Source organism: Shewanella sp. NKUCC05_KAH (assembly GCF_019345585.1).
Taxonomy (GTDB): domain Bacteria; phylum Pseudomonadota; class Gammaproteobacteria; order Enterobacterales; family Shewanellaceae; genus Shewanella; species Shewanella oncorhynchi.
The window spans coordinates 1-23,968 of the sequence record NZ_JAHKQZ010000010.1; the positions used below are offsets into that span (position 1 = coordinate 1).

The following is a 23,968-nucleotide window of genomic DNA, read 5'->3' on the forward strand; positions in this document are numbered from 1 at the left end:
CAGTAGGTCCCGAGTTCGACTCTTGGTGCCGGCACCATATAAACAATGAAGCCACTCAATGAGTGGCTTTTTTGTATCTGAAATTTGAAGTGTTCAGTACAAAGCGCAACTGACTTTCCTCAATAATAACGATAGCGCCCTCAATACTGGCACAATAAGCGTTCAAATCGAGCGTTAAGATAATGTATTGACTTCACGCAACGGACAATCGCTTCATCCTTTCCTCCTATAAATGATAGTTTTATATTCGCCACATAAAAAAGCCACTCATTATTGAGTGGCTTTGCGTTCTTATACAAACTATCTAGTTCCAAATGACTCAATCGTGCTTATTTGATGAGCTCGAGTGGCATAGGCCTATCACCTGCTTGAACTTGATGTTGAACATGGCGCCACCCTTGAGTGAGCTCACTTAGATGTGCTTTTCTCTCGGGGAAATGTGTAGCAAGTTTTTCGATAACATCGATTTGCTTCTTACACAATAATGACCAACGATCTGCATTTGATAAGTACATGGCGTTTTCCTTAACTGAGGGGTTACTTTTCCTTAGCCAGTTAAGTCTAGGCTGGAATCATTTTATTGCCAATTCAAAATTGCGCGTTAGCGCACTGTTAAAACAACTAACTCGGGAGTATCTTGGTTCTATAAACATAAGATAGGAGGCGTTATGACAGCCAATATTTTCAAACTCATTTTTGTCGCTATTGGTATATTTCTCGTTTACAAACTGATATTTGGTGGCAAGAAAGGTCTGACTATTTTTGAAATGCATTTTAAAGATGGCCGTATGACTCAGCATAAGGGCAAGATCCCCGAACGATTCGAACGGGAATGCCGCCAAATCGCTAAAACCGAAAAACTGACTTGTACTGTTAGGGCTGAAAAATCAGGAGATGTACGCTTACACATTTCTGCCAACGTGAGTGACAATGTGAAGCAAAGGATTCGTAATCTGTTTCCGTTTGAATATTATGACAAAAAATCGATAGATAACAGTCGTCAAGCGGGTTAGTTCTTCGCCTCTCCCCTAGCAACCTTAATACTTGCTATTGATAGTTAAGTATTAAGGTTGCAGTGAGTTCCTAACACATTTTCTTATTTAAATTTAACTGGATACCTAGGTTTTAGAAAATCGGATTCTAACTGACCGTCTTTTCTCGCATCTCGAATACGACGTTCATTATCTTGCACCATAGGATCGCTTGCGGGTTGATGAGGATCGACTTGTTTCTCAGAATGATCCTCAAACTTAAAGTCAAAAGATGAACAAGCAGTTAACGACAGACTAAAAAATATTCCCCATAAAACAACGAGTTTTTTCATCGACTACCCCCTATCTATTTAGACTTAGACTTAAGTTCAGATTAATTAAATTTAAACAATGGGTTGCAATAACCTCACCCCCATATATCACTTATGCCACTAGCAAAAATGCCTAGCTGCAACTTTGGTTTGACTTCAACACTTTAATGCAGAAAAAAGGGGGTTATTAGCCAAGCTATACTGTTTAAGCCAATTTAAGTCTTAATCAACATTTAAGCCTTAATCAACAGAGTGAATCCAAGACAAGCTGGGGTAAGCCAACTTAACTAAAAATTGCTGAAACTATTTTTGAATAACTAAAGTGACTTTAGCAACTGTGATGCCAAACTTAATAATATCGCTCTGATTTATAATGGTATTATCATTCACTAAGAACATCCAATCGTCGAAATGAACTTGATATTCCTCACCATCCACAGGCAATAACATATCGTATTTCCAACGTAGCGCACTGCCGCTAGATTGGCCATCGGCAGTACCGATAATGTCACCTGCAGTTCCTGAGTATCGCCCTTCCCCTAGTGCCTTGATGCGCCATACACGAGTTTGAGTTTCACCATCATCATACACAAACCATTCATTAATGACTCCCTCACTTCCCTGCCAACTGGCTTCCATAATGACATTGAATTTGCGGATTACTTTGCCACTAAAATCTTGTACGACCCCAGAGGCTTTTAATGGCCCATTAAAAAATGACTCCAAAACCAATGTCGGATGAGTATCTTTATAATCAGTCACTTCCACCGATGAACAACTCGACAACAGCCCTATCATTATTAAACCTAAAAATAACTTTCGGCAAACAAGCCGTTTCAACAATCGCATGGTTTTTCTCCGAGTAATTGCGCCCGCAAATCAGGACGACTAGTGGCTTTCGATAACCAAATCGCTAAAAATGCCTCAGCAAAATTAGCATCATGGATAATGTCGAGTGGTTGATGATTAAAGAAAAACTGACTCGTTTGTCCATCTATCACCTTAAAACTTAAATGGTCGCCCTGCTTCACATCGGGCCAAGTCGCATTTAATAAACCCAACCAACGTTGGATATCATTTTCGGCAAACGCTAGATGCTTCCATTGATCTTTTGTCGCTTCGAGCAAATCCTCTGACTCAATATCTCGATAATATTCAATATCTAACACCAGAGGATATTGCCCCTGTTGATAATGGCCATTTACCGTCATCAGTCTCGCCTTATACAAACTAAACCACAGCCAATCCATTTCTCCGCGGCCCACTTCCTGAAAAGTCTGCGTCACATCGGTGGCATCATTCAGTTCGATAGTAATGTTTTCAAAATCAGGCGTTTTCGCCTCTAACGCTTTTAAAGGTGCGGCCAATAAACCGAGGGCCAATAGACTTAAGCAGCTTGAATTCAAAAATGAAAAACCAATATTTGGGCTACGATTACGAACTGACGACATGGGATTCCCCTTTTACTGCATGATGTCTTACAACAGGTACTTAACTAAAAACGGCATAATGACTTAACCGCGATCAATTCCTACAACTCAATAATTAACGCCCAAACACAGTAAAAGAACGCGCTTTAGTGCTTCGATTAAATCCATAGGGATTAGCAAGTTGGATTAAAAATGGCAGCAAGACTAGCCAAACCAAAAATAACACCACAGCAGAAATAACATTGCCATAGGGCAAACTCACGGCATTAAATTGTGCGCCAGCCAAATAGCTTAACCCACCAAATATGCCCCCGAGTAACGCCTGAAATATCAACGGTAAAGGTCGCATAAAGGCCAAACTATGATTCAGAGTCAAAGCAAAATGCAGCCACAGGCAACCAAGCCACCAAGGGAAAAGAGCAAACTCAAACACCCCTAAAACAGAGAGTACTATATCGACGCCTATTCCTAAGGCTGCAACCTTTAGCATCAATAGCAAATCCACTTTGCGATACTCGTGCTTACCTAATGAAGCTAGCAGGATAAAGTGAAATAATAACAAAGGGATAGTTAACAACAGTGAGGTGTTAAGCCAAAGTACGCTAGACCACCACACAGCCTGAAAACTCAAGGCGTTATAGAGAATAAAGCCCTGATGTTTAAAAGGAACCCGAGAGTTAGCTAACATAGACTTCATCTTTGCCTCACTTTTATCTTGCTGCAAACAAAGCGGCTCATTCCAACAAAAATGGTTATTTCCACTAAAGTGACTGCTTAATCAAAACAAATTACATCGCATTAGGACTATGGCTTGGGAGATGATGGCTAGCAATGCGATAGTCCGGACGCACAGCCACTAAATGCACTGTGCTTGTGGTGCGTTCTAAAAATCCACCTTCACAATAACTTAGGTAAAATTTCCACATCCGAATAAAATCATCGCCATAACCTAAAGCTTGGATTTCGCCTATCGCATGATCAAAATTCTCATGCCAATGTTTTAAGGTTTTAGCGTAATCGAGCCCCATATCATTGAGCGACCAGACCACCATGTCCGTCTGTTTGGCAATGTGACTGACCATTTGGCTCACTGAGGGTAAGCAGCCACCGGGGAAAATATAACGCTGAATAAAATCCACACTTTTGCGATAGCTGTCGTAACGTTGATCGGCAATCGTTATCGCCTGTAGCAGCATGCGCCCATTGGGTTTTAATAATGATTCCAGCTTTTTAAAGAAGCCTGGCAAATACTCATGCCCTACCGCTTCAATCATCTCGATAGAAACAACCCTGTCGTATTCTCCAGTCAGATTGCGATAGTCCTCTGTCAACAGCGTCACTTTATCGCTTAGCCCTTCGCGTTCGACACGGGCTTTGGTATAGGCGTATTGCGCATCTGAAATCGTTGTTGTTGTCACGTGTACGCCATAATGCTTAGCCGCATAAATAGCCAGCGCGCCCCAGCCTGTACCAATCTCAAGCAAGGTTTGACCTGGCTGTAAATCAAGCCGCTCACAAATAGTCATCAGCTTAAACAACTGCGCTTCCTGCAAACTGGCTTCCTCATGGGGATAAAGCGCGCTCGAATACAACATTTCACGGTCGAGGAATTGCTCATACATAGCATTACCCAAATCATAGTGGGCGAGAATATTCCGCTTTGAGCCCTCTTGAGAATTGCGATTCAGCACATGCTTCACACGGTTTATCGTGCCAGTTAACCAAGAGAATTTGGCTTCAATCTTATCGAGTAAGGCTAAATTACGGGCAAACAGTTGTACGACTTTGGTGAGATCAGGGCTCGTCCAATGGCCTTGAATATAACCTTCACCCGCACCAATGGAGCCTGAAAGCATGATTTGACGATAAAAACTCGGGTGTTTAACCACAAGCGTAGCGTGCAAGTCGGTATGACTCTCACCAAAACGATAACTCTTGTCGCCCTCAACCAAGGTCAAGCAGCCATGTGGGAGACTTTCCAGCGCCTTAAGCAAGACTTTACGCGCAATACTGTCGGGCAGTTTCCCTGTGGTGACTGAGGTTTGCGAAGCCGTATTTTCCATGTTATTTCTCCATCTGAGCTGGATGCGGCACAAAGGGCACACGTTTAAAAAAGAGTTTTAGCGCTTGCCAATAAATCCCGAAGAAGATCTTGAGAGTCATAAAAGGGAAGCGAAACAAAAGCGTCCGTAAATTGGCCGCCGTGATCGGTTGACGTTTCATCACTAAATTGGCATTAAACAGTTTTTTGCCATTCTCTTGCATCGACTTGTTTTCAATACCAATGTTTAAGTCTTCACTCGGCGCAGACACATGCCAGAGATAACGCATATCGAGAGTCATAAAGGGAGACACGTGAAACACTTTGTCAGAAGGTTTGGGCGCGGCTAAATCGACTAAATAGCAATGGCGCTGATCCCAAGGCGTGTTACTCACCTCGGCCAACATGTATAAAGGCGTTTGATCTTGATAACAAAAGTAGAAATTTACTGGGCTAAAATACACGCCAAAATGACGGATCTGACCCACAAACAAAACTCGATCGCACAGTTTATCTGCGCCTAACGCTGCCACTTGAGTCAATACGCGACTCTTGAGTGCAGCTGCGCTCGGATCGACAACAGCCACTTCACCGCTGTCATTGGATGTAGTCGTAAAAGAAGTTAAATAGTCTTTAGGATTGAATCTCAGTAAAGCGTGGCGCTGGCTGGCAAAAACTCGCCCCATGGCACTGATCTTATCGACTTCATCTAAATCAATCGCCAACAGCGCCATGGCATAACTAAAGCTATGTTTAATCGGCGTAAAACGGCTGTGGGATACAGTGCCGTAATAAATACCGCTATTGAGCTCTGTCATAGGCTGACACCAAAATGGGCACACACATCAAGTGCACTGCGAACGCCATCTTCATGGAAACCATTGTGCCAATAGGCGCCAGCAAAATGGGTATGATTTTGCCCGGATATTTCCTCACGGCGGCCCTGAGCCTTAAGACTGGCTTCGTTAAACACTGGGTGGGCATAATTGAAGCGGCGTATCACTTTCGACTCATCAATCAACTCTGACTGATTCAAGGTGACACAAAAGGTCGGCGCATTGGCTGGCAACTGTTGCAGTATGTTCATGTTGTAAGTCACTGACGCTGGACGTTTTAGGTTACCATCTAATCGATAGTTCCAACTCGCCCAAGCGGCTTTTCGCTTCGGTAAAATACGCGTATCCATATGCAGCACCACATCGTTATTCTGGTAGCTGAGGTCGCCTAAAATGGCGCGTTCTGTTGGCGTAGGATCGTTTAACATCCGCAGAGCTTGGTCGCTATGACAGGCTAAAATCACCTCATCAAATTCCAACCATTCACCGTGAACTTGTAACTTCACCCCATTGCCATGGCGTTCAATACCTGTCACGGGTGAGTTAAGGCGGATATTGTCTTTAAAGGGCGCAATAAGATCAGGAATATAGCTACGTGAGCCCCCCTTTAGCACATACCACTGAGGTCTATCACTGACATTCAATAAACCATGGTGCTGGAAGAAACGAATAAAAAACTTCAACGAAAACGCGCGCATATCTTCTATGCTCGAAGACCAAATCGCCGCGCCCATAGGCAAAATGTAATGCTCAGCAAAAAATGGTGAGAAGTGTTCACTGTCTAAGTAATCACCTAAGTTACCTTCGGGATAAATATCCTGTTGATAGAGTGCTTTACAGCCTTTATTGAAGCGCAAAATTTCTTTTAAAAAGGCCCAAAAGCGTGGATTCAGGAGGTTACGCTTTTGGGCAAACAAACTGCCTAAATTGTGGCCGTTGTATTCAAGCCCAGTCAGAGCATTGTGCACGCTAAAACTCATCTCAGTCGGTAATATGGTGACATTAAGGCGAGCCAATAAACGTTCAAATCGTGGATACGTTCTGTCATTAAACACGATAAAACCTGTGTCTATAGCGTAGGTTTGCCCTTGATGCTCCACATCGACTGTCGCCGTGTGGCCGCCGATATAGTCATTGGCCTCAAACACTGTAACCCTGTGCGACTCACTTAATAGATGGCCACAGGTTAATCCAGAAATGCCGGTGCCGACGATGGCGATATTTTTCATAAACTCTTGTCCTTTAGCGGCTTGGCTTGAGTATCGTTTGCAATCATTTTTTGCCACACAAAGGCAGGTAAAAACGACATCAACTTCAATAGATAAGTAAAGCGTCGCGGAAAATGGATCTCGCGCTTGCCACCTTTCAGCCCATTACGTATCGTCTTAGAAGCGGTTTGTACACTCACTTGCATTGGCATAGAAAAATCATTTTTTGCGGTCAGTGGTGTCGCCACAAAACCAGGGCAAATCAAGCTCACGCCTATGTCGTTCTTGGCAAGATCGAGCGCAAGACTCGAGGCTAAATACTGCACGCCGGCTTTAGAGGCGCCGTAAGCTTCAGCGCGAGGGAAAGGTAAATAAATAGCACTAGAACTCATTAAGCCAATACGTGAACCCCTTGGCATTAAAGGTAAAAATGCCCCGAGGCAATATCCCATTGCAATTAGATTGGTATGGATAACGCGCTCGAACAACACATCATCGAAAGCCTTAGCATCATCAATATATTCACAACTGCCCGCATTCAAAATGACCAAATCGAGCTGAGAATCTGTTTTCGCCAATAGCTCAGCTACATTTTGGCCAGCTTGTTGAACTTGGTCGCGCTGGGATATATCGAAGATAAACAACGTAGCACCTACTAGTTCATTCAAGGCTAACGCCTCTAACCTTTCTTGGGAGCGGCCACAGGCAATGACGTGCCAACCTAAGGACAAATAATCCTGCGCCAGTTGCAACCCAATGCCTGAGCTTGCACCTGTAATCAGCACTGTATTTATTTTCATCGGCTTAACAGCGTCCATTACTTTGCCGCCCTGTCTTTGAGCAAGCGGATAAGGCCGCCCATGCAAGGCAAATGCTCATACAACATTTGCCCTAAGTCGAAGTAATCCCTGTGAAAATAAATCTTGTCGTTGAATTTAAGTTGGCTCATGCCATCAACACGGATAAGTCCGCCTTTATTCAACTTAGGGTGGCTATATTCCATCTGCCAAAACAGCGCGGCTTGATTCGCATCATGCTGCACTTCTTTGATCTCAAACTGAATATGCTTAACATTCTTATATAACTTCGCGAAGTACTGAGTTAACGCCTCTAGCCCTGTGATTTGATGCATAGGATCGGTAAAACTAATATTGTCGTCGTAAACCTGACCTAACAAATGCAAGTTATCTTTATTCAAAGCTTGATAAAGCTGAATAAAATCATCAACAAGCGTATTAGTCTCAGTCGTCGCTTGGTTTATCATCTTGTTATTGCTCCCGATCCTATTTATTGGGCCGCGGCCTTTTTCAATACGCCTAATACGGTTAATGCCCTTGCTCTTGCTGCACTGTGCTCGACAATCGCACTTGGATAAGCCGTTTTAGTGTTGAATAACGGCTGTTCAAATAAGGACGGTGTCTGCGCTGTACTGGGTTGATGTAATTGCTTAATTCCCCAAGATGCGAGCTCTGGTAAATACTTACGGATAAAGCTGCCATCTGGATCAAACTTTTCACTCTGGCTTATAGGATTAAAAATACGGAAATAAGGCTGAGCATCGCAGCCACAACCCGCAGACCACTGCCAGCCGCCATTATTCGCGGCTAAGTCACCATCAATCAGTTTTTGGCGGAAATAGCGCTCGCCCCAGCGCCAGTCAATCAGCAGATGTTTAGTCAGGAAACTCGCCACCACCATACGCAGCCGATTGTGCATCCAACCCGTTTGATTGAGTTGGCGCATAGCCGCATCCACAATCGGATAGCCAGTACGACCTTCACACCAAGCAGCAAACTCCTGCGGGTTATTGCGCCACTGCACATGGTCGGCTTGACGATTGAAATTGTGATTCTTAGATAAATCGGGAAATGCTACCAGCAAATGACGGTAAAACTCACGCCAAGTAAGCTCATTTAACCAAGTACGAGCAGGGCTAGTGTCGTCGACAATCACCTCAGGGAATTGATGCAACAGCGCGGCAACGCATTGTCTTGGGCTAACCACACCAATGGCCAGATAGGGTGAAATTGAGCTAGTACCATCAATGGCGGGGAAATCCCTATCTTGCTTATAATCCTGCACTTTATGCTGAATAAATGCTGAGAGCAAACGCTTCGCCTGCCCTTCTCCCGCAGCCCAAAGTTCACTCGACACTTTAGTGACATTGTTAAACAAAAGCGGCTTTGGCTCGGCCAACACAGGCCCAAGTGGCGCCGGAACAGGAAGCGGCAAAATGGCATAGCGGGCGGCAATTTCTCGCCACTTACGGCTAAAAGGAGTGAAAACCTTGTACATGTCGCCGGACAAATTCAGCACAGTGCCCGGCTTAAGCAAACAATGCTCATCGGTTAACACCAGAGGAATCCCCGATTGAATACAGGCTTGGTCGCGCTGTTGCTCGTTAATCTCAGGCTCGCGACCAGCAAACACTCGACCAATCCCCTGTTGCTGGCAATAGTGACCGATAAACTCAGGTACATCAGCAAAGGTATCTAACTGAATTAACTCGAATCCAATACCAAGACTCGCCAGCCCTTGGGCAAGTAGATTGATATGACGTTCGATAAAATCCAACTGAATTGACGCAACGTCATGGCGCTGCCACTGGGTTGGCGTAGCAATATAAATGGCCTTAAGTGCCACGCCATTCTCCCGCGCCCAATCGCAAGCGGCGGTTAATGCCTGATTATCGGCAAGGCGTAAATCTTGGCGAAACCACATCAGTGCATTATTGCCCTGCACTTTTATTGGAATTGAATCTATTTGCATTGAATCGTTAGCTAATGTCATTGTTTTTCTCGCTATTTATCTGCTCGCTTTGATTCACGGTATTCATCTTTCCACTGTGCTTACGACTTCTATTCACCTTTCCCGCTAAACGAGATGGCATTTTTCCAATCAAGTCCGTCGTCGAAGACGCCAAAAAAGCGGATAAAAAGCTTAACGTTGGTGCAAAAGGACCCATAAACCAGCATGGGAAAGTCATTTGCTCCAATACAGTCAGCATTTCAGTCTGTTCAGAACCAGAATGATTTGAGTCGGGAATAAGCAAAAGTGCATCGACGTTAAGCCTGCCTCGCAGCAAAGGTAAACTGCCCATGGCTTGCTCGCCAAGATCAATAACCGATACCCGCAACGACGCTAACTCGAGCGATAGAAGTAGAGAAAACAAAATGTTAGTGCGGGTGGAATTAAGCGAGGTATGTACCCCACGGGATAGACTCACCACAGCGATTCTCGCCGTCACGGCCTGTCCATTAAAGGCATGACGTCCACCCACTCGGTTAAGTAACTCGCTCTTTAACCAAGCAATAATCAACTCGGCATCGAGCCGCTCATTCACTAAGTCCTCGAGTTGATTAAGCCAAGGTTGTAGCAACTTTTCTTTCACCAATTGGAAAGGATATAAGCCAAATGCATCATCTAAAATCTGCTGTAATTTGTGCTGATTGAAGTCGAATAATGCCGTATTAAGCGCAGTGACTTGCTCGCACCATAAATCAATGGCTTGAGTTTGAACTATTTCTGTAAATGAAGATTTAGCAGCACTCATCAGCAAAGGTTTAACCTTACTGATCGCAACACCTTTAGCTAGCCATGCATTAATCTCATGGATTTCTTGGATATTTTCACTCGTATATAATCTGTGTCCCTTGGGTGTACGTGCAGGGATCACTAAACCAAAACGACGCTGCCATGCCCTTAAGGTCACGGCATTCACGCCAGTTAAGGCCGACACTTCACCGATGGGGAGTAATATCTCACCATTGGGTTCTGTGTGGGCCTTGTTCTCTATAGTTTGTTTCATATTTCAGTAATAACTCACTAAATCAAAAGCTAAAATCAACTGAATGCGATTAGGTAAACGTTAATAGGCATAGCGCAGCTTTAACGCCTCAGGATGAGGGTTTAAGTACACTTGCTCTTCAATATAAGGTGTTGGAAATTCGCGTAAATAATGGTTAATGAGCGTGATAGGTACTAATAACGGCAATAGACCTTGGCGATATTTCATAATCGCTTCAGACAGTTCTATCTTTTGCTCTTTGCTCAAATGCTTTTTAAAGTAACCCTGAATATGCTGCAGCGTACTAGTATGATTTTTACGGGTCGCATTAATTTTCAGCGCCGTCATAAAGCCTTCAAAGTAGCGGGTCGCGCTTTGCTCAAGATCCTCAATATTGGCCACTATCGGCCCAAGCTCGCGATACCATGTCGGGCTGTGTGCCATTAATAGGTATTTATAGCGGGAATGAAACTTCACTAACTTATGCTTAGTCAGCCCTTCATGTTTCATCAGGTGCCAATCGTGATAGGCATAAACGCGGGTGAAAAAGTTCTCCCGCAGCACCATGTCATGCAAGCGGCCTTCTTCTTCCACGGGCAATAGTGGATATCGTTCCATCAACTTGCGAGCAAATACACCAATGCCAGACTTAGAACCATTGTTAGTGCCAATTTTATACTCTGTTACCCGCTCCATGCCGCAGGTTGGCGACTTAGCGCAAAGCAAGTATCCGCCAAGGAAATCGAGCTCTTCAACCTTATTTTCGCTGTATTCATTGAGCTTATCGGTCACATCTAAGCTACCGTCACCACTCTGAACTAAGATGGTTTCCCCATCACGGACTAGTCGGATACTTTTCCGGGGTGCACCTAAGCCAATCGCCATTTCAGGACAGATGGGCACATAATCGAAAAATTGCTTAATCTCTTGATTACAATAGGTCGAATTTTTATGTCCGCCATCAAAACGAACCTTCTCCCCTAATAAGCAAGCACTGATCCCAATCTGAATTCGCTGCGGGTTAAACTTGTACATAAGTCGACTCCTTGTATCACTATGCTTCTAATTACGGACCATAGTTGTACAAGGATCAAGTTTTTGTATAAATATTTTTTAAAAGTATCGTTTAACAGTGACTCCTGATAAATCAACCACAAATAAACCTAACTTGGCCTATAACTTGCTAATTCAAATTGCAAAGTTGTCATCAGATAATATTGAAACGTCCAGCAACACCCATTAGTTAACCGCTCAACATTTTAAACCGCAGGTGGCCAAGGGACAGATTCATATATAAAGGAGTCGAATATGAGCACAATTAACCCCAATAGTTATACCAATACCTTTGCGAAAAGTTATGCCAATGTGCCACTCAAGCAAGTCGAGCCGAGCACAAATGGCCTAGGAACCCGTGCAAATTCAATAACGGCGGCGAATCTAACTTCATCAATAAGCCAAGATACTGTAACGCTCTCCTCTGCAGCATCGGTAACGACTGCCGATACCTATAGCCATCTGGCCCCTAACGCTAAACAAGGCTACACGAGTAATGTGCAAGCCATTGCAGGCACGCCTGAACCAGACAAAAGCATCAACAGGTTGGACAAAGCCATGCAGGCTATTTTAGATAACCGTACAGGAGTCGATAGGGATAAAATTAATAAGATAGATGAAGAAATGGCGAAAGTTGCAGCCGATGAAAATCTATCTGAAGAACAAAAAGCCAAGCAACTAGAATTACTGCAAGCGCAAAAATTGGATCTGATTAAAGAATCATCGGAGAAAAATGAAGAGCGGCAACGTCGTATCGAGCCCGAGGTGTATTACAGCTAACGAAGAAATGACCCGCAAAGGAAAAAGTAGGCAGTGAAGGAAGTAACAGGTGGGATACAGAGTGTATTTTCTCGGTGAAATATCAGTCTAATCATTTGAAGCTAGACTGATATTTTATAATGTAGCTCAATCCGTTACTAAAGACACCGACGCTTAGGATTGTTTTTCTACCTTATTAATACTGCCCTTATACCCAGTTTCGTCGACGGCCTTAAGCAAACTATCTAGATTAAAATCCTCTGGCACTGTCACTAAGGCTTGCTCAGTTTTTAACGAAGCCTTGGCCTTAATCACCCCATCGGTTTTACGCAGCGCTTTATTCACGACAGTGACACACAGCGGACAAGTCATGCCCTTAACATCTAAGGTGACCAGCACGTTTGCCGCCCAGCTCGACGCTGAACACAGACTTAAGGCGAGAAATAACACGAACTTCATTCAAGCACCTCTAATAACCAAGGTAATACAAAAGGATATGACTGAAATGCCAGCACAACAGGTACAGTTAACCAGTACAGCCACAGCATCTGAGTACGACTCAACGTCGCGGTACACAGTGGCTTTTTAGCAAAATAGAGCCGCCAAAATCCCATCAGAATCAGCCCAGTAGACAGTATCATCATGGGCACTTGCAACCAGCTCAGTTGCTCAATCCCCGACAGACTTGCGGCCGACACCCCGAACACCAAATAAATAAGCGGAGCGATACAGCAAAGGCTTGAAGCAACCGCAGCAAGCACTGCGGCGGCCATAGTCGCGAAGAGGCCCTTAGCGTTGTTCGGTTGACTGGTAGTCATAGGCAAACACTTTAGGCTCATAATAGTTCACGGGATCGCCATCAACTTCGGCATACGGGTAGCCAAAGTTATTCAGTGGTGTCTGTTCGGCTGTAGGGAATAAATCAAAGTCACGGCCATAGTTAAAGCCAACCCAGTTCATTTCCCAATTGCCAAAGAGGTAATCATTCACGGCCTGAACTGCGGGATCGCTGTGTTCTTTTTTCTCCGTCAAACGCATTTTTGTCACATCGGCAGGATCGGCTGGCAACCAACCATAACCCGCTAAATAGAACATAGCGCGACAATGTTGACCACCACTGACATCGGCAACCCCTTTGTCATCGGCACTACCAAAGGCCTTTTTAGAATATTCGCCCATCTTGATCGCCTGACCTAAGCGAATCCCAAACATCTCACGTGCAGGGATCCCCACTGCGCGCATTAGCGCCACAAATACTGAGTTAATATCGGTACACTTACCGCCTAACTTGCCACTTTCGAGGATACTTGCTACATCACCCGTACCACAGCCAATCACGCTATTATCGCGAAACATATTAGCGCTAACCCAAAGATAAATCAGTCGTGCTTGCTTCAGTGGTTCAGTCTCGCTGCCAACGATTTTATCTGCTGTTTGCTTCACAATACCATTAAGCGGCATGTGTTTAGTCGGCAGCAAATAACGTCCAACATCTGCAGGATAATGTATCTGCTCTGGGGTGCGGTAATGGGTTAAGGCGCCGCTTTTAACGGGTTCCCAATCTATCGTTTCAATATCAAGCTCAACCGTTATTGTCATGTTCGCTTTGGCATCGGGCCAAGTCGCAAACAGGGTTTTGGCGCCATAACTGTTGTTTGAGCTGATATAGGCGTCTTTAAAACTACCCGTAAAATTCAGCTGACTCACCAATTGGAATTGCGTGTCTTCGGGTAAAGGGATCCACAACTTAACCACACCCTCAGACCCTTCTGGGGCAATAAGATGGTAAGTATTGATTAAGGTAAAACGGCGGCGTCCATCGCTTGAGCTATGTTCAACGACACTCGATTTAGAGGAAGATGCCAGTACTGGCGTGATAAAACCCGCAGTCGACAAAATAGCCGCACTTTTTAAAAAATTGCGTCTTTGCATTATGACATTCCTTTTATTGGATCATGTTTAGGAAGAAGAGAAACTCAACATAAGAGAGCCAGATTATAGGTGCTACAGCACTGTGCAGCAATCAAGCCGCTAACCATACAGTATAAAACCACGACATCGGAGAAAAAGACTCAGTAAAATATGCTACAGCGCTGGCATACTCATGAAAATGGAATAAATATCGACGTTGACTTAACAAGCATAATCAATGAAAGATTTAGAACGTTTCTATGTAAAAAGCCCAATTTTAGTTTAATAAAAAAGTATCCATTGCGTTATTTTTATAATCTAAAGGCTAAATAACAACCATATTTAGCTTTAGCTAATATTGTTAATAAAGATAATTATCTCACCACTTTTCACTCAAGCTTTGAGTCTCTCATTTAGCAAAATCAATAATATTCTTTGGCAAATTTTCGAAATAGTTTTCAGGGAGATCACAGTCTCACCTGAACAGTTTAATGGTATGGCTGAGTAATCATTCCAAATTTAGAATATTGAACTTACAGTTTTGACTTAAGTTAGCTCGAATTACCTAACGCTTTTTACTCATAAAATATCAAACTTATCTTTCAAAATGGGAGCCAGACCACCATGTTGCAAAAATGTTTAATAAAAGTTTGCGTATGTTTGTGCCTGTTCTAGGCTTAAAAACGAATATACTCACTTAAAGGGCTTTTTTATGAAACATAAGCTTTCATTAGGTCTTTGCTCACTTTTGCTCAGCTCCACCGCTTATGCAGAAGTCAACATTTCAGGTTTTGCCTCAGTTGTTGCTGGTCAAGTTCTCGAAGGTTCGGGCGTTGCAGAGTTTGATTTAGGCCCCACCTTTCTCGCCGACTATCCACTCGTTGGCGCCTATGATGAAGATATTAGTTTCAAACCCGATACCTTATTTGGTATTCAATTCTCAGCGGATTTGCTCGAAGGTTTATCTGCCACTGCACAGGTTGTTTCCCGAGGGGCTGATGACTTTTCGGCAAGTTTTGAATGGGCTTATCTGTCCTATGAGATCAATGATCATTGGACAGTACAAGGAGGTAAAAAACGCTTACCGCTCTACTATTACAGTGACTTTTTTGATGTTGGATATGCTTATCCTTGGATACGTCCACCCGCAGATAATTACACATGGCAAATATTTAACTACACAGGTGTCAGCGCCTTATATAACTATTTAATTGGCGACTGGACTATGTCTGGACAAGTCTATTACGGTAGCGAAGATAGCGAACCTAATAAGCTTTTATCTGATTTTTTCTTCCTCGAAAATACCCGAGAAGTATGGAAGGATATAGGCGGTATTGTTGTTCAATTCAACAAAGATTGGTTAGATATTCGCCTCACGCATATGCAATACACTAACGAACGTTATATTGGTGGTATTCAGCAGGAATGGAATGGTAGCAACCAACGTACGGGTAAGTTTTATGGCCTATCCGTTAATATAGATTATGAGAATTTCCTTTTTTTATCTGAGCTTAACCGCTTAGATCTCGATGGGAGTAATCTAGATACTTATCTTCTCTCGTTCGGCTATCGTATCGATTCAGTGATGCCTTACATTTCCTATTCAGACTTCAATGATGGTGAAGGCGGTGAAGTTCACCATACAAGTTCTGCAGGTATACGTTGGGATTTCCATCCTTCGGCGGCCTTTAAAATTCAGTATGATGACGTTAAAGATGACGGTGGCCCAGGCATGAAAGTCGCAGGGGATTCGAAATCCATCAGTCTTGGCATTGACTTAGTATTTTAGGAGAGAGAAATGAATAAGTTACTTTGCTTAATCCTACTCAGCTTAGTCTCAATGCCACTATTTGCTGGTGTGGTTGTCATCGTTCATCCCAGTAATGCAGACACTGTCGACCAAAAGGTTATTGAAAATATTTTTCTAGGGAAAACAAAGACCTTTCCTGGTGGAGCGCAGGCCGTGCCAGTCAATCTTGACAGTGCTATGCCCTTAAGGGAAACCTTTGATACTAAAGTGCTGGGCAAGTCATCCAGCCAACTTAAGTCATATTGGTCACAAAAAGTATTTACAGGCAAAGGAACGCCACCCAAGGAAGTCACTAGTGGGGCGGAGATGATAAAATTAGTTGCATCGAACCCCAATATTATTGGCTATATTGATAGTAGTGAGGCCAATGATTCGGTAAAAGTTATTGCCGAGTTTTAGATTGGAGTGCCGAGCTCAAGCTCGGCACAACTTGGGGGCAAGGGATGAATTTCTTTAATGATATTTCTATTTTTAAAAAAGTTATCGCGATATTTATTTTAGCTGTCATCATTTTCGCTTTAAACTTAAGCATTAGTGTCATCTCCATAAATAAAAATCGCACCACACTTAATTATATGGAGCAGCAAGTTTACCAAAGAGTTGAACTCGCCAATCAAAACGTGTTTTTTATCCAACGACTCGATGAACTTTACACTCAATCGGTTTCTTTTGCCGACGAAGACCTGTTAACAAATGCAGGTACTATGTATGAATCTTTACGTAAAAACCTACAACAATTAGATAGTGTCGATCCCTCACAAGCCAATAAACTCAGCAATCTATCCGCTAAATTAACCCGCTATAACGACATGACGATTAAGCTGGCTAAAGGCATGTTGGCGGGTACGATTGATATGGCAAACATTGGCCAGATCAGCCAAGAAAAATCCCAAGCCTATGAAGCTGTACTTAATGAAATACAAGATTACAAACAAAGCAAAGTACTCGAATTTAAACAATCGATAAAAGAAGCTGGCGACAGATCTGCGCAAAGTTTGTGGCTCACCCTCTCCATCGGCATCGCTTTGCTGATCGTGATGTTGATTGTCACTATTGCCATAGCACGCGCTATCAGCTCGTCTGCGCGTAATGTCGCCCAGTCACTGAGTGAGCTGGCCGATGGAAAAGGCGATCTTAGTCATCAGCTCAAAGTATCTGGTAGTGATGAACTCGGCCAAGTATCAAGTAACTTCAATCGATTTCTTCGCTTGCTCGGAGATTCTATTCGAAGGGTGGTGAATGTTACCGATCCCTTACTTGATAGCTCGCGCTCACTCAAACAGCGCATGGAAGATGCGACGCATGCCACCCAGCGGCAAAGCCATGATGCCAGCGCAGTACAAGTCTCAATGGAAGACATGCGTCACTCTGTCATCGAAATCTCGCAAAATGCCCGCCAAGCCGCCAGTGCAGCACAGGTCGCGGAGAAAGAAGCGATGCAAGGTATGACAGTCGTTCAGCGCACAATCGATATTTCACAGCAATTAAATACAGGAATTCAGGCGGCTTCTAACTCAATCAACGAGCTCGCCAGAGATACTGAAAATGTCACTTCTATCTTAAATGTGATTACCTCTATTGCCGAGCAAACCAACCTGTTGGCACTTAATGCCGCCATCGAAGCCGCCCGCGCAGGTGAGCAAGGACGAGGCTTTGCCGTAGTCGCTGATGAGGTTCGCGCTCTCGCCTCTAAAACAGCCGATGCAACCACTGAAATTCGCCATGTGTTACAAAACCTTAAAACGGCGGCCATTTCCTCGGTCAATACCATGAATGTGGCGATGTCGAAGTCATCGGAAAATGAAACCAATGCTCAAAATACAGGGAGTGCGCTGAAATCAATTCAACAGCAGATTGTCAGTATCAATAGTATGAATACTCACATCGCCTCGGCAACGGAGGAGCAAGCCTCGGTCGCTTCTCAAGTGGTCGATAACGTCGTCAATATGAACGCTTCATTTGAACAGACATTGCAAATTCTGTCGCAGGTTCGCAATGTTTCTGAGGGATTAGTCGATTTTGCCGATGAACTAAAAAACGCCACATCTCAATTCAAACTTTGACCATAGAGCATTATCGAGATGATTGCCCAACATAGAAAACCGGTATTGAGTTTACACTTAATACCGGTTTTTTAATTCCTTAAAGCTTATCTTTTTGTACCACTTTATCCGTGTTAACTAAACGCTAAGAAGGGGGATACGCACAGCAATAAGCCTGTGATAATAATGATATACAGCGACACACCCTTGTACTTATGTAATGCAGGTACTTGGTACACTAAATAAGCGGGTATCAAACAACCGACTAAACCAAAAATTGGACTACAAATCGACGTAAAGCTCAGCACTGGCGCATTCAACACAATCGCGCCCCAAGATAACAGAATGGTAAAAATCATGATGCCGTAACCAACAAGCTTTTTGTTGATACGATCTTCAGGCATATAACGGCGCAGCATGTTCATAGTCAATCCTTGGCAAGCTTCCCTAAAACCGAGATATACGCCAAAGTAAGCCGTCATCACCGCAAAAATATTCAAGGTTAAACTCAGCAATTTCAGTGTTTGTCCCTGCATACCTTGGGCAACCATAGCAAGAGCCGAGATATTTTCTTCCGATGCACGCACGGCCTGATCATGTCCCATTGCTAGGGTGAATGACACAGCATAAAAGAACACCACGACAAACAAGACGCCAAAGGCAATGTTCATGGCGCGCATCGCTTTAAAGCGCGCTACCGCAAGGGATTTTTCCCGCGAACGGTATGAAATCACCATAGGGCTTAAACTTTGAATAAACAGAATCGATGTTAGCGTAAAGGGCAGCATAACGACCGCATCTTTTAACCAATCTCCCGTTGCTGGGATAGCGCCGATATTATTGATATCCCATTTATCCACCATCAATAACCCTAGCACGGCGACAACGCCCAACTTAGTCAGTACCATAAAAGTAGAGATCTTAAACAAAAGATTCTCACCGCGGGAGGCTAAAGCAACAAGACCGCAGATCAAGGCTAAACCATAGAAAGGATTTTCTGACAATAACGCTTTAGTGACCCCAAAACTTTGCAAAAATGAAGCACTGTCGTTTGTAATGGCCGTTGAATAAACGAACACCCAAATGACCAGCATGATGAAATACAAACCACCCAACAACATACCCCAGTTTTTACCTAAGTAACCCGAAATCACACTCGGGTAATCCTTACATTCTGGAGATTCTGCTAAGGTATTGATAAACAACCGTTGGAACATATACATGGCAGGATAGCCAATAATGCCAGACAGTAAGAAAACCCATAACCCCATCAAACCGACCTGCACAGGCAAGAATACGATCCCCGCGCCAATCGCCATTCCGATACTCATGATAATCCAGCCCCAATCCGTACTATCGAAGCGGGTATCTGCTTTCCACTGTGCAGCAGTAATTGTTGCATCCATCATTTCACCTTTACCTAGTTGGTATTATTTTGTGCAAATATATTTGAACAAAACAAACTCAGCAATCAAAATGCTCAACTTTTGTTGAACAAAGAGTTAAAGCTCACAACTTGACTGAAAACGAGATAAATAGCGCACAAACTGCAGTGACAAATGAAATTCATTAAAAAATAATTGCAATAAAACATAAAAATACAAATAATGTTGCACATACGCCGACCTAGGCATTCAATTTTATTTGCAAGTTGGAGAGACTATGAAAACCATTATTCACGCAGAACGTGCACCCGCGGCCATTGGCCCTTATTCCCATGGCACAGCCTATGGCAACCTCATTTTTACCTCTGGCCAACTCCCTGTTTGTAAAAAGAAAGGCAGCGTAGTTGACGGTGGGATTACTGAGCAATCGATTCAATCATTAGAGAATCTCAAATACGTACTCGAAGCGGGTGGTGGCAGCTTAGAAACGATTCTTAAAACCACTTGTTATCTTGCAGAGATCAATGACTTTGCCGCCTTTAACGAAGTGTATAAAACCTATTTTAAAACCGACTGCCCAGCTCGTAGCTGTTTTGCAGTGAAGGACCTTCCGCTGGGCGTTAAAGTAGAAGTTGAAGCGATAGCACACGTTAAAATCTAAGCATTAACATAAGGTTGTAAGCTCATGAAACCCCAATGGCAGCAGTATATTCAAATCATTAAACAAGTGGTTAAGCCCGCATTAGGCTGCACAGAGCCCATCGCCGCCGCTTACGCCGCCGCCGTCGCCCGCGCCTTGCTGGGTGTTGAACCCGATTCAATAGCAGTACAAGTGTCTGACAATCTTTATAAAAACTCTATGGGCGTGTTTGTACCTGGCACTGGCAAAATCGGTCTGGCAATTGCCGCTGCAGCAGGCGCCATTGCGGGTAATCCTGATGCGGGCTTAGAAGTATTGGCCGTGATAACGCCAGAACAAGTCGCCAGAGCACAGGCCCTTATCGATGCGGGCAAAGTGACGGTCGAGCGCACCGAAACAGCAGAATTTATCTATTGTTGTGTCATCGCGAAAAAAGGCGACCGCGAAGCCCTAGTGAAAATCTGCGGCGGCCATACGCTTATTGCCGAAAAGCGCCTCAATGGCGAATCCGTCTTCAGTGTCGATAGCACGCAAGCCAAAGCCACTGGTTCCATCTGTGAAGGCGTGGATATCACTATCGAGTCTATTTATCGCTTCGCCCAAGAAGTCCCCTTCAAAGAGATCAAATTCATCCTCGAAGCCTCTGAGCTAAACGGCAAATTATCCGATGAAGGCATGGCGAATCCCTATGGGCTTGAAGTCGGCCGCACCATGAAAAGCGGCATAGCCGCCGGCATTATCGGTGAAGACTTACTGAATAAAATCGTCATGTTAACTGCTGCAGCATCCGATGCTCGCATGGGCGGGGCGAACTTGCCCGCCATGAGCAATCTTGGTAGTGGTAATCAAGGCATAGCGGCAACAATCCCTGTGGTATTGACGGCACAATGCTATAAGGTTTCGGAAGAGAAACTCGCCCGCGCCTTGATTATGAGCCATCTAGGGGCGATTTATATCAAGTCCCATTACCCACCACTGTCGGCATTTTGTGGCAATACCGTCACCAGCGCAGCCGCTTCTATGGCCATGGTGTATTTAGCTGGTGGCTCATTCGAACAATCCTGTTTCGCGATTCAAAACGTGATCAGCGACAGCTCTGGCATGGTGTGTGACGGCGCTAAAGCGTCCTGCGCCATGAAGGTTAGCACTTCATCCAGTGCGGCCGTGCGCTCATTTTTGATGGCGCTCAGTAGTCACAATGTCTCAGGCCAAGGTATTATTGCTACCGATGTAGAGAAAACCATTAAAAACATTGGCAAAATGATCCTCAATGGCATGTCATCCACAGATGTCACTATTATCGATATTATGTCGGCATGATGATTTTAACCCGCTGAATATTTGCGGGTTAATAACTAAAGGTTGAAATTGTGAAACTGCAAGATTTAACGCAAAGTGATCTGGATATTCTGAAATCCATCGAAAATATCGTCGATGGCATCGCTGCCATGTATGGTCAACACACAGAAGTGGTATTGCACAGCCTAGATGCAAAACATCCGTCTGTGGTCAAAATTGCCAATGGCCATGTCACAGGCCGTGAAGTGGGTGCTCCAATAACCAACCTTGCCTTGCTCAAGCTCAAAACCGGTCAGGATATTTCCAACTCTTACCTGACTAAATGTGCTAATGGTAAGACGCTAAGATCAATTACGACGGTGATCCGTAACAGTAAAAATCAACCCATAGGGTTACTGTGTATTAACAGCGACATGGATGCACCACTGCAATCAGTACTGCGCACTATGATGCCAGAGCAACTCCTTAGCAGCGAACTTACCAGCTCGCCCGAAGTGTTTGCCCGCAATATTGATGAAGCGCTCCATAGCACTATCGACAGTGTGAACCATGAGGTTCGCGCGAATCCCGCGATTTCAACTTCACAAAAGAGTCGCGAAATCGTCAATCAACTCCACGAGTTAGGGATTTTCGAACTCAAGGACAGTGCCCAAGTAGCAGCAACTCGATTGGGGATTTCGGTGCATTCGATTTATCGCTATCTGCGGGAAATCAAAGCCAATCAAGCTTAAAGCAAGAAAAAACTCGCCTAAATAGAAAGGGCTAAGGTGTAAATAACCTTAGCCCTTTGGTTTTATTATTTTTGCACTTGTGATTGCGCTTGTTATTGCGCAGCTTGTCCGCTAAAGCCCATCATATTCCATGCCTGCACTGTGCCATCGGCCATTAAGGCAATGGCATCGAGCAAATTGCTGCGAATGTCGCGCATTTGGCTCAAATCAACGGCTTGTTTATCTAATGTTAACGCAGCCTCGCCTCCCATCCACACCGCAATCGAACCATCTTGGCGTTTAACCGTAAACCCTAAGCCTGTCGGGAAAATATCCGTTGCTTGGGTGATTTCAGTTTTGGGTCCAGAGTGGCCATCAACCACAGTGCCATCCTGTTTTAAAAAGGCAAACTCCCGCTCATAGGTCACCACTTTACTCACCTGAGTGACTTCTTGATAACGTGGTTGCTTGTCTACCAAGTCCCAACCTTCCCAAGCAATGGCCGTATTATCCCTGCGTAGCGCGACAAACCCCTCCTCAAAGGGATAAACCTTGTGCACTTTTTGCAACTTATCCTGTAGGACTGATGTATCGGCACCATTGAATTTACTGCCCCATACGTGCAGTTGACGACTGATGGTTAAGGCGGCAAACGCGCCACGATTTGCATAAATATCAATCACTTTATTGGCGCGTTTTGTAGTAGATAAACGCGCTGGAAACGCGACATGATGCTCAGTCAATTCGCCCTCACCCCAGGTATATACGCTGCCATCCGCCAGCAGCGCCGCAAACCCATGATCCGTGTTGACAACTTTCACGGCAGGCGCTAATTGGCTGAGTTTTGCCAGTTGTTCGCGGCCTTTTTGATCATCGCTGCCACCGCCCCAAGACACTAATTTCCCTGTCGCAGTCCTCGCGGTAAAAGCATTATTGTTGGCATAGAGCAGATCGACATGGTTAAGCTCAGAGGCCACGTGGCGACTATCGCCACCATAAGCGGCATCGCCCCAAGTCACTACTGCTCCCCCCAGCTTTAAGGCAGCAAAGGCACCTTTATTAATCAACACAAAATCAATATTGGTCATCGCAGGCGCAGCATATTGACCCGAGAGCAGTTCGGCTGGTGTTGAATCCAGATTAGACCAACTGACTACACTACCATCTTGTTTGATGGCCGCATAAAGCCCTTCTGCCAACACAAAAGAACGAACGCCTGTCAGCACTTGCTTCATCCCCATCCCCCAAGGGATAAGTTTGTCATCACGGGTTAAGGCCGCAAAACCACAGGTATTCTCCGCCGCGTATAACTCTTTTACATTGACCAGAGGCTCTGCGGCATTATTGATATCGCCACCACATTCAGCATCGCCCCATGCCACCACAGTACCGTCTTGCTTGAGTGCCGCAAATGCACTGAGATTACTGTAGATTTGACTCACTTGGGCTAACTGGGCAGGCATAGGGATTTTGGTAGAATCGTCGACCACCTCAAGATTGCTCGGGATGGACGTTAATGAATTATTCGCGGTGGATGGTGATCTGTGAGCCAAGATCGTGTCAGAAATTTGCTGTTTTAATTCGGGCGATATATCAGAATCCTGTTTATCTATGAGTAAGTTAACCACATGACCCAAAGCAAAAATCGCCAGCGCTACACCGCCCCACGAGACCTGTTTTTTATCCACAAGTATATCCTTATCGTAACTGCAAACTCTCACTGAGTTTAAACTGGAACATAACGTCGACTGTCG

Annotated in this window: 26 protein-coding genes; 8 read left to right on the plus strand and 18 right to left on the minus strand. The window is 44.3% G+C overall.

What is annotated here, in order from left to right; all coding sequences use genetic code 11:
• Window positions 1-329 precede the first annotated feature (329 nt).
• Window positions 330-515 carry a hypothetical protein gene (locus KO533_RS10445; protein ID WP_105251863.1) on the minus strand — a complete coding sequence of 62 codons (186 nt, stop codon included), beginning with the start codon at window positions 513-515 and terminating at the stop codon, window positions 330-332.
• 153 nt (window positions 516-668) lie between these two features.
• Here KO533_RS10445 and KO533_RS10450 point away from each other — a divergent pair, with 153 nt between their 5' ends.
• The gene (locus KO533_RS10450) at window positions 669-1,013 is read left to right on the plus strand and encodes a DUF3634 family protein (RefSeq protein ID WP_219254039.1); all 345 of its coding nucleotides are present in this window, start codon (window positions 669-671) and stop codon (window positions 1,011-1,013) included.
• Window positions 1,014-1,096: 83 nt separating this feature from the next.
• On the opposite strand, the gene KO533_RS10455 is transcribed toward KO533_RS10450, so the two are convergent.
• The 12 genes from KO533_RS10455 to KO533_RS10510 form a co-directional block, all read right to left on the minus strand.
• Window positions 1,097-1,324, minus strand: a complete 228-nt coding sequence (locus KO533_RS10455) for a hypothetical protein (protein WP_105251861.1) — start codon at window positions 1,322-1,324, stop codon at window positions 1,097-1,099.
• A gap of 282 nt (window positions 1,325-1,606) precedes the next feature.
• On the minus strand, window positions 1,607-2,152 hold the full coding sequence (locus tag KO533_RS10460; RefSeq protein WP_131523645.1) for a DUF3833 domain-containing protein: 546 nt from the start codon (window positions 2,150-2,152) through the stop codon (window positions 1,607-1,609).
• Window positions 2,140-2,754 carry a chalcone isomerase family protein gene (locus KO533_RS10465; protein ID WP_219254040.1) on the minus strand — a complete coding sequence of 205 codons (615 nt, stop codon included), beginning with the start codon at window positions 2,752-2,754 and terminating at the stop codon, window positions 2,140-2,142. The genes KO533_RS10460 and KO533_RS10465 overlap by 13 nt, the downstream gene beginning before the upstream one ends.
• Window positions 2,755-2,848: 94 nt before the next feature.
• On the minus strand, window positions 2,849-3,430 hold the full coding sequence (locus KO533_RS10470) for a DUF2878 domain-containing protein (protein ID WP_219254041.1): 582 nt from the start codon (window positions 3,428-3,430) through the stop codon (window positions 2,849-2,851).
• A gap of 91 nt (window positions 3,431-3,521) precedes the next feature.
• Window positions 3,522-4,796: a cyclopropane-fatty-acyl-phospholipid synthase family protein gene (locus KO533_RS10475; RefSeq protein WP_219254042.1), complete on the minus strand. Its 1,275-nt coding sequence runs from the start codon at window positions 4,794-4,796 to the stop codon at window positions 3,522-3,524.
• Between the two features lies 1 nt (window position 4,797).
• Window positions 4,798-5,592 (minus strand): DUF1365 domain-containing protein, encoded by a 795-nt coding sequence (locus KO533_RS10480; RefSeq protein WP_219254043.1) that lies wholly within the window; start codon window positions 5,590-5,592, stop codon window positions 4,798-4,800.
• The gene (locus KO533_RS10485) at window positions 5,589-6,839 is read right to left on the minus strand and encodes an FAD-dependent oxidoreductase (RefSeq protein WP_113939406.1); all 1,251 of its coding nucleotides are present in this window, start codon (window positions 6,837-6,839) and stop codon (window positions 5,589-5,591) included. Before KO533_RS10485 ends, KO533_RS10480 begins: the two co-directional genes overlap by 4 nt.
• Window positions 6,836-7,636, minus strand: coding sequence for an SDR family NAD(P)-dependent oxidoreductase (locus KO533_RS10490; RefSeq protein WP_219254044.1), 801 nt, complete (start codon window positions 7,634-7,636; stop codon window positions 6,836-6,838). The genes KO533_RS10485 and KO533_RS10490 overlap by 4 nt, the downstream gene beginning before the upstream one ends.
• A complete protein-coding gene (locus KO533_RS10495; RefSeq protein WP_219254045.1) occupies window positions 7,636-8,082 on the minus strand; it encodes a nuclear transport factor 2 family protein in 447 nt (148 codons plus the stop codon). The genes KO533_RS10490 and KO533_RS10495 overlap by 1 nt, the downstream gene beginning before the upstream one ends.
• A gap of 23 nt (window positions 8,083-8,105) precedes the next feature.
• The gene (gene phrB / locus KO533_RS10500; protein WP_219254046.1) at window positions 8,106-9,608 is read right to left on the minus strand and encodes a deoxyribodipyrimidine photo-lyase; all 1,503 of its coding nucleotides are present in this window, start codon (window positions 9,606-9,608) and stop codon (window positions 8,106-8,108) included.
• A complete protein-coding gene (locus tag KO533_RS10505) occupies window positions 9,595-10,626 on the minus strand; it encodes a MerR family transcriptional regulator (RefSeq protein WP_219254047.1) in 1,032 nt (343 codons plus the stop codon). The genes phrB and KO533_RS10505 overlap by 14 nt, the downstream gene beginning before the upstream one ends.
• A gap of 60 nt (window positions 10,627-10,686) precedes the next feature.
• Window positions 10,687-11,640: a DUF523 and DUF1722 domain-containing protein gene (locus KO533_RS10510; RefSeq protein ID WP_028761309.1), complete on the minus strand. Its 954-nt coding sequence runs from the start codon at window positions 11,638-11,640 to the stop codon at window positions 10,687-10,689.
• A 273-nt stretch (window positions 11,641-11,913) separates the two neighbouring features.
• Here KO533_RS10510 and KO533_RS10515 point away from each other — a divergent pair, with 273 nt between their 5' ends.
• On the plus strand, window positions 11,914-12,438 hold the full coding sequence (locus tag KO533_RS10515; RefSeq protein WP_219254048.1) for a hypothetical protein: 525 nt from the start codon (window positions 11,914-11,916) through the stop codon (window positions 12,436-12,438).
• A gap of 153 nt (window positions 12,439-12,591) precedes the next feature.
• On the opposite strand, the gene KO533_RS10520 is transcribed toward KO533_RS10515, so the two are convergent.
• Genes KO533_RS10520 through KO533_RS10530 form a run of 3 tightly spaced genes read right to left on the minus strand, consistent with a single transcriptional unit; the run spans window position 12,592 to window position 14,349 of the window.
• On the minus strand, window positions 12,592-12,876 hold the full coding sequence (locus KO533_RS10520) for a heavy-metal-associated domain-containing protein (RefSeq protein WP_219254049.1): 285 nt from the start codon (window positions 12,874-12,876) through the stop codon (window positions 12,592-12,594).
• The gene (locus KO533_RS10525) at window positions 12,873-13,190 is read right to left on the minus strand and encodes a hypothetical protein (protein ID WP_346014700.1); all 318 of its coding nucleotides are present in this window, start codon (window positions 13,188-13,190) and stop codon (window positions 12,873-12,875) included. The genes KO533_RS10520 and KO533_RS10525 overlap by 4 nt, the downstream gene beginning before the upstream one ends.
• 16 nt (window positions 13,191-13,206) lie before the next feature.
• Complete coding sequence (locus tag KO533_RS10530) at window positions 13,207-14,349, minus strand: transglutaminase domain-containing protein (RefSeq protein ID WP_219254053.1); 1,143 nt, start codon at window positions 14,347-14,349, stop codon at window positions 13,207-13,209.
• 691 nt (window positions 14,350-15,040) lie between these two features.
• Here KO533_RS10530 and KO533_RS10535 point away from each other — a divergent pair.
• Genes KO533_RS10535 through KO533_RS10545 form a run of 3 tightly spaced genes read left to right on the plus strand, consistent with a single transcriptional unit; the run spans window position 15,041 to window position 18,201 of the window.
• Window positions 15,041-16,117: a porin gene (locus KO533_RS10535; RefSeq protein WP_168823015.1), complete on the plus strand. Its 1,077-nt coding sequence runs from the start codon at window positions 15,041-15,043 to the stop codon at window positions 16,115-16,117.
• 9 nt (window positions 16,118-16,126) lie between these two features.
• On the plus strand, window positions 16,127-16,537 hold the full coding sequence (locus KO533_RS10540; RefSeq protein WP_105251847.1) for a phosphate ABC transporter substrate-binding protein: 411 nt from the start codon (window positions 16,127-16,129) through the stop codon (window positions 16,535-16,537).
• A 44-nt stretch (window positions 16,538-16,581) separates the two neighbouring features.
• Window positions 16,582-18,201, plus strand: coding sequence for a methyl-accepting chemotaxis protein (locus KO533_RS10545; protein WP_168823013.1), 1,620 nt, complete (start codon window positions 16,582-16,584; stop codon window positions 18,199-18,201).
• Window positions 18,202-18,314: 113 nt separating this feature from the next.
• Here the strand turns inward: KO533_RS10545 and KO533_RS10550 are convergent, their stop codons facing one another.
• Complete coding sequence (locus KO533_RS10550) at window positions 18,315-19,586, minus strand: amino acid permease (RefSeq protein ID WP_028761316.1); 1,272 nt, start codon at window positions 19,584-19,586, stop codon at window positions 18,315-18,317.
• A 256-nt stretch (window positions 19,587-19,842) separates the two neighbouring features.
• On the opposite strand from KO533_RS10550, the gene KO533_RS10555 reads away from it, so the two are divergent.
• The 3 genes from KO533_RS10555 to KO533_RS10565 are packed head-to-tail and all read left to right on the plus strand — an operon-like array spanning window position 19,843 to window position 22,235.
• Window positions 19,843-20,226: a RidA family protein gene (locus tag KO533_RS10555; protein WP_028761317.1), complete on the plus strand. Its 384-nt coding sequence runs from the start codon at window positions 19,843-19,845 to the stop codon at window positions 20,224-20,226.
• A 24-nt stretch (window positions 20,227-20,250) separates the two neighbouring features.
• The gene (locus KO533_RS10560; protein ID WP_219254054.1) at window positions 20,251-21,525 is read left to right on the plus strand and encodes an L-serine ammonia-lyase, iron-sulfur-dependent, subunit alpha; all 1,275 of its coding nucleotides are present in this window, start codon (window positions 20,251-20,253) and stop codon (window positions 21,523-21,525) included.
• 50 nt (window positions 21,526-21,575) lie between these two features.
• Window positions 21,576-22,235, plus strand: coding sequence for a PAS domain-containing protein (locus tag KO533_RS10565; RefSeq protein WP_028761319.1), 660 nt, complete (start codon window positions 21,576-21,578; stop codon window positions 22,233-22,235).
• A gap of 92 nt (window positions 22,236-22,327) precedes the next feature.
• Here KO533_RS10565 and KO533_RS10570 read toward each other — a convergent pair whose 3' ends face one another.
• Window positions 22,328-23,902: a hypothetical protein gene (locus KO533_RS10570; RefSeq protein ID WP_219233915.1), complete on the minus strand. Its 1,575-nt coding sequence runs from the start codon at window positions 23,900-23,902 to the stop codon at window positions 22,328-22,330.
• Window positions 23,903-23,968: the final 66 nt, after the last annotated feature.

Excerpts from the sequence above, each read along its gene's own strand:
- KO533_RS10490 (WP_219254044.1), bottom strand. The coding sequence starts at position 7,636 with ATGGACGCTGTTAAGCCGATGAAAATAAATACAGTGCTGATTACAGGT.
- KO533_RS10455 (WP_105251861.1), bottom strand. The coding sequence starts at position 1,324 with ATGAAAAAACTCGTTGTTTTATGGGGAATATTTTTTAGTCTGTCGTTA.
- KO533_RS10515 (WP_219254048.1), top strand. The coding sequence starts at position 11,914 with ATGAGCACAATTAACCCCAATAGTTATACCAATACCTTTGCGAAAAGT.
- KO533_RS10510 (WP_028761309.1), bottom strand. The coding sequence starts at position 11,640 with ATGTACAAGTTTAACCCGCAGCGAATTCAGATTGGGATCAGTGCTTGC.
- KO533_RS10495 (WP_219254045.1), bottom strand. The coding sequence starts at position 8,082 with ATGATAAACCAAGCGACGACTGAGACTAATACGCTTGTTGATGATTTT.
- phrB (WP_219254046.1), bottom strand. The coding sequence starts at position 9,608 with ATGACATTAGCTAACGATTCAATGCAAATAGATTCAATTCCAATAAAA.
- KO533_RS10560 (WP_219254054.1), top strand. The coding sequence starts at position 20,251 with ATGAAACCCCAATGGCAGCAGTATATTCAAATCATTAAACAAGTGGTT.
- KO533_RS10465 (WP_219254040.1), bottom strand. The coding sequence starts at position 2,754 with ATGTCGTCAGTTCGTAATCGTAGCCCAAATATTGGTTTTTCATTTTTG.
- KO533_RS10470 (WP_219254041.1), bottom strand. The coding sequence starts at position 3,430 with ATGAAGTCTATGTTAGCTAACTCTCGGGTTCCTTTTAAACATCAGGGC.
- KO533_RS10450 (WP_219254039.1), top strand. The coding sequence starts at position 669 with ATGACAGCCAATATTTTCAAACTCATTTTTGTCGCTATTGGTATATTT.
- KO533_RS10445 (WP_105251863.1), bottom strand. The coding sequence starts at position 515 with ATGTACTTATCAAATGCAGATCGTTGGTCATTATTGTGTAAGAAGCAA.
- KO533_RS10525 (WP_346014700.1), bottom strand. The coding sequence starts at position 13,190 with ATGGCCGCCGCAGTGCTTGCTGCGGTTGCTTCAAGCCTTTGCTGTATC.
- KO533_RS10460 (WP_131523645.1), bottom strand. The coding sequence starts at position 2,152 with ATGCGATTGTTGAAACGGCTTGTTTGCCGAAAGTTATTTTTAGGTTTA.
- KO533_RS10535 (WP_168823015.1), top strand. The coding sequence starts at position 15,041 with ATGAAACATAAGCTTTCATTAGGTCTTTGCTCACTTTTGCTCAGCTCC.
- KO533_RS10520 (WP_219254049.1), bottom strand. The coding sequence starts at position 12,876 with ATGAAGTTCGTGTTATTTCTCGCCTTAAGTCTGTGTTCAGCGTCGAGC.
- KO533_RS10550 (WP_028761316.1), bottom strand. The coding sequence starts at position 19,586 with ATGGATGCAACAATTACTGCTGCACAGTGGAAAGCAGATACCCGCTTC.
- KO533_RS10505 (WP_219254047.1), bottom strand. The coding sequence starts at position 10,626 with ATGAAACAAACTATAGAGAACAAGGCCCACACAGAACCCAATGGTGAG.
- KO533_RS10475 (WP_219254042.1), bottom strand. The coding sequence starts at position 4,796 with ATGGAAAATACGGCTTCGCAAACCTCAGTCACCACAGGGAAACTGCCC.
- KO533_RS10555 (WP_028761317.1), top strand. The coding sequence starts at position 19,843 with ATGAAAACCATTATTCACGCAGAACGTGCACCCGCGGCCATTGGCCCT.
- KO533_RS10485 (WP_113939406.1), bottom strand. The coding sequence starts at position 6,839 with ATGAAAAATATCGCCATCGTCGGCACCGGCATTTCTGGATTAACCTGT.
- KO533_RS10480 (WP_219254043.1), bottom strand. The coding sequence starts at position 5,592 with ATGACAGAGCTCAATAGCGGTATTTATTACGGCACTGTATCCCACAGC.
- KO533_RS10530 (WP_219254053.1), bottom strand. The coding sequence starts at position 14,349 with ATGCAAAGACGCAATTTTTTAAAAAGTGCGGCTATTTTGTCGACTGCG.
- KO533_RS10545 (WP_168823013.1), top strand. The coding sequence starts at position 16,582 with ATGAATTTCTTTAATGATATTTCTATTTTTAAAAAAGTTATCGCGATA.
- KO533_RS10540 (WP_105251847.1), top strand. The coding sequence starts at position 16,127 with ATGAATAAGTTACTTTGCTTAATCCTACTCAGCTTAGTCTCAATGCCA.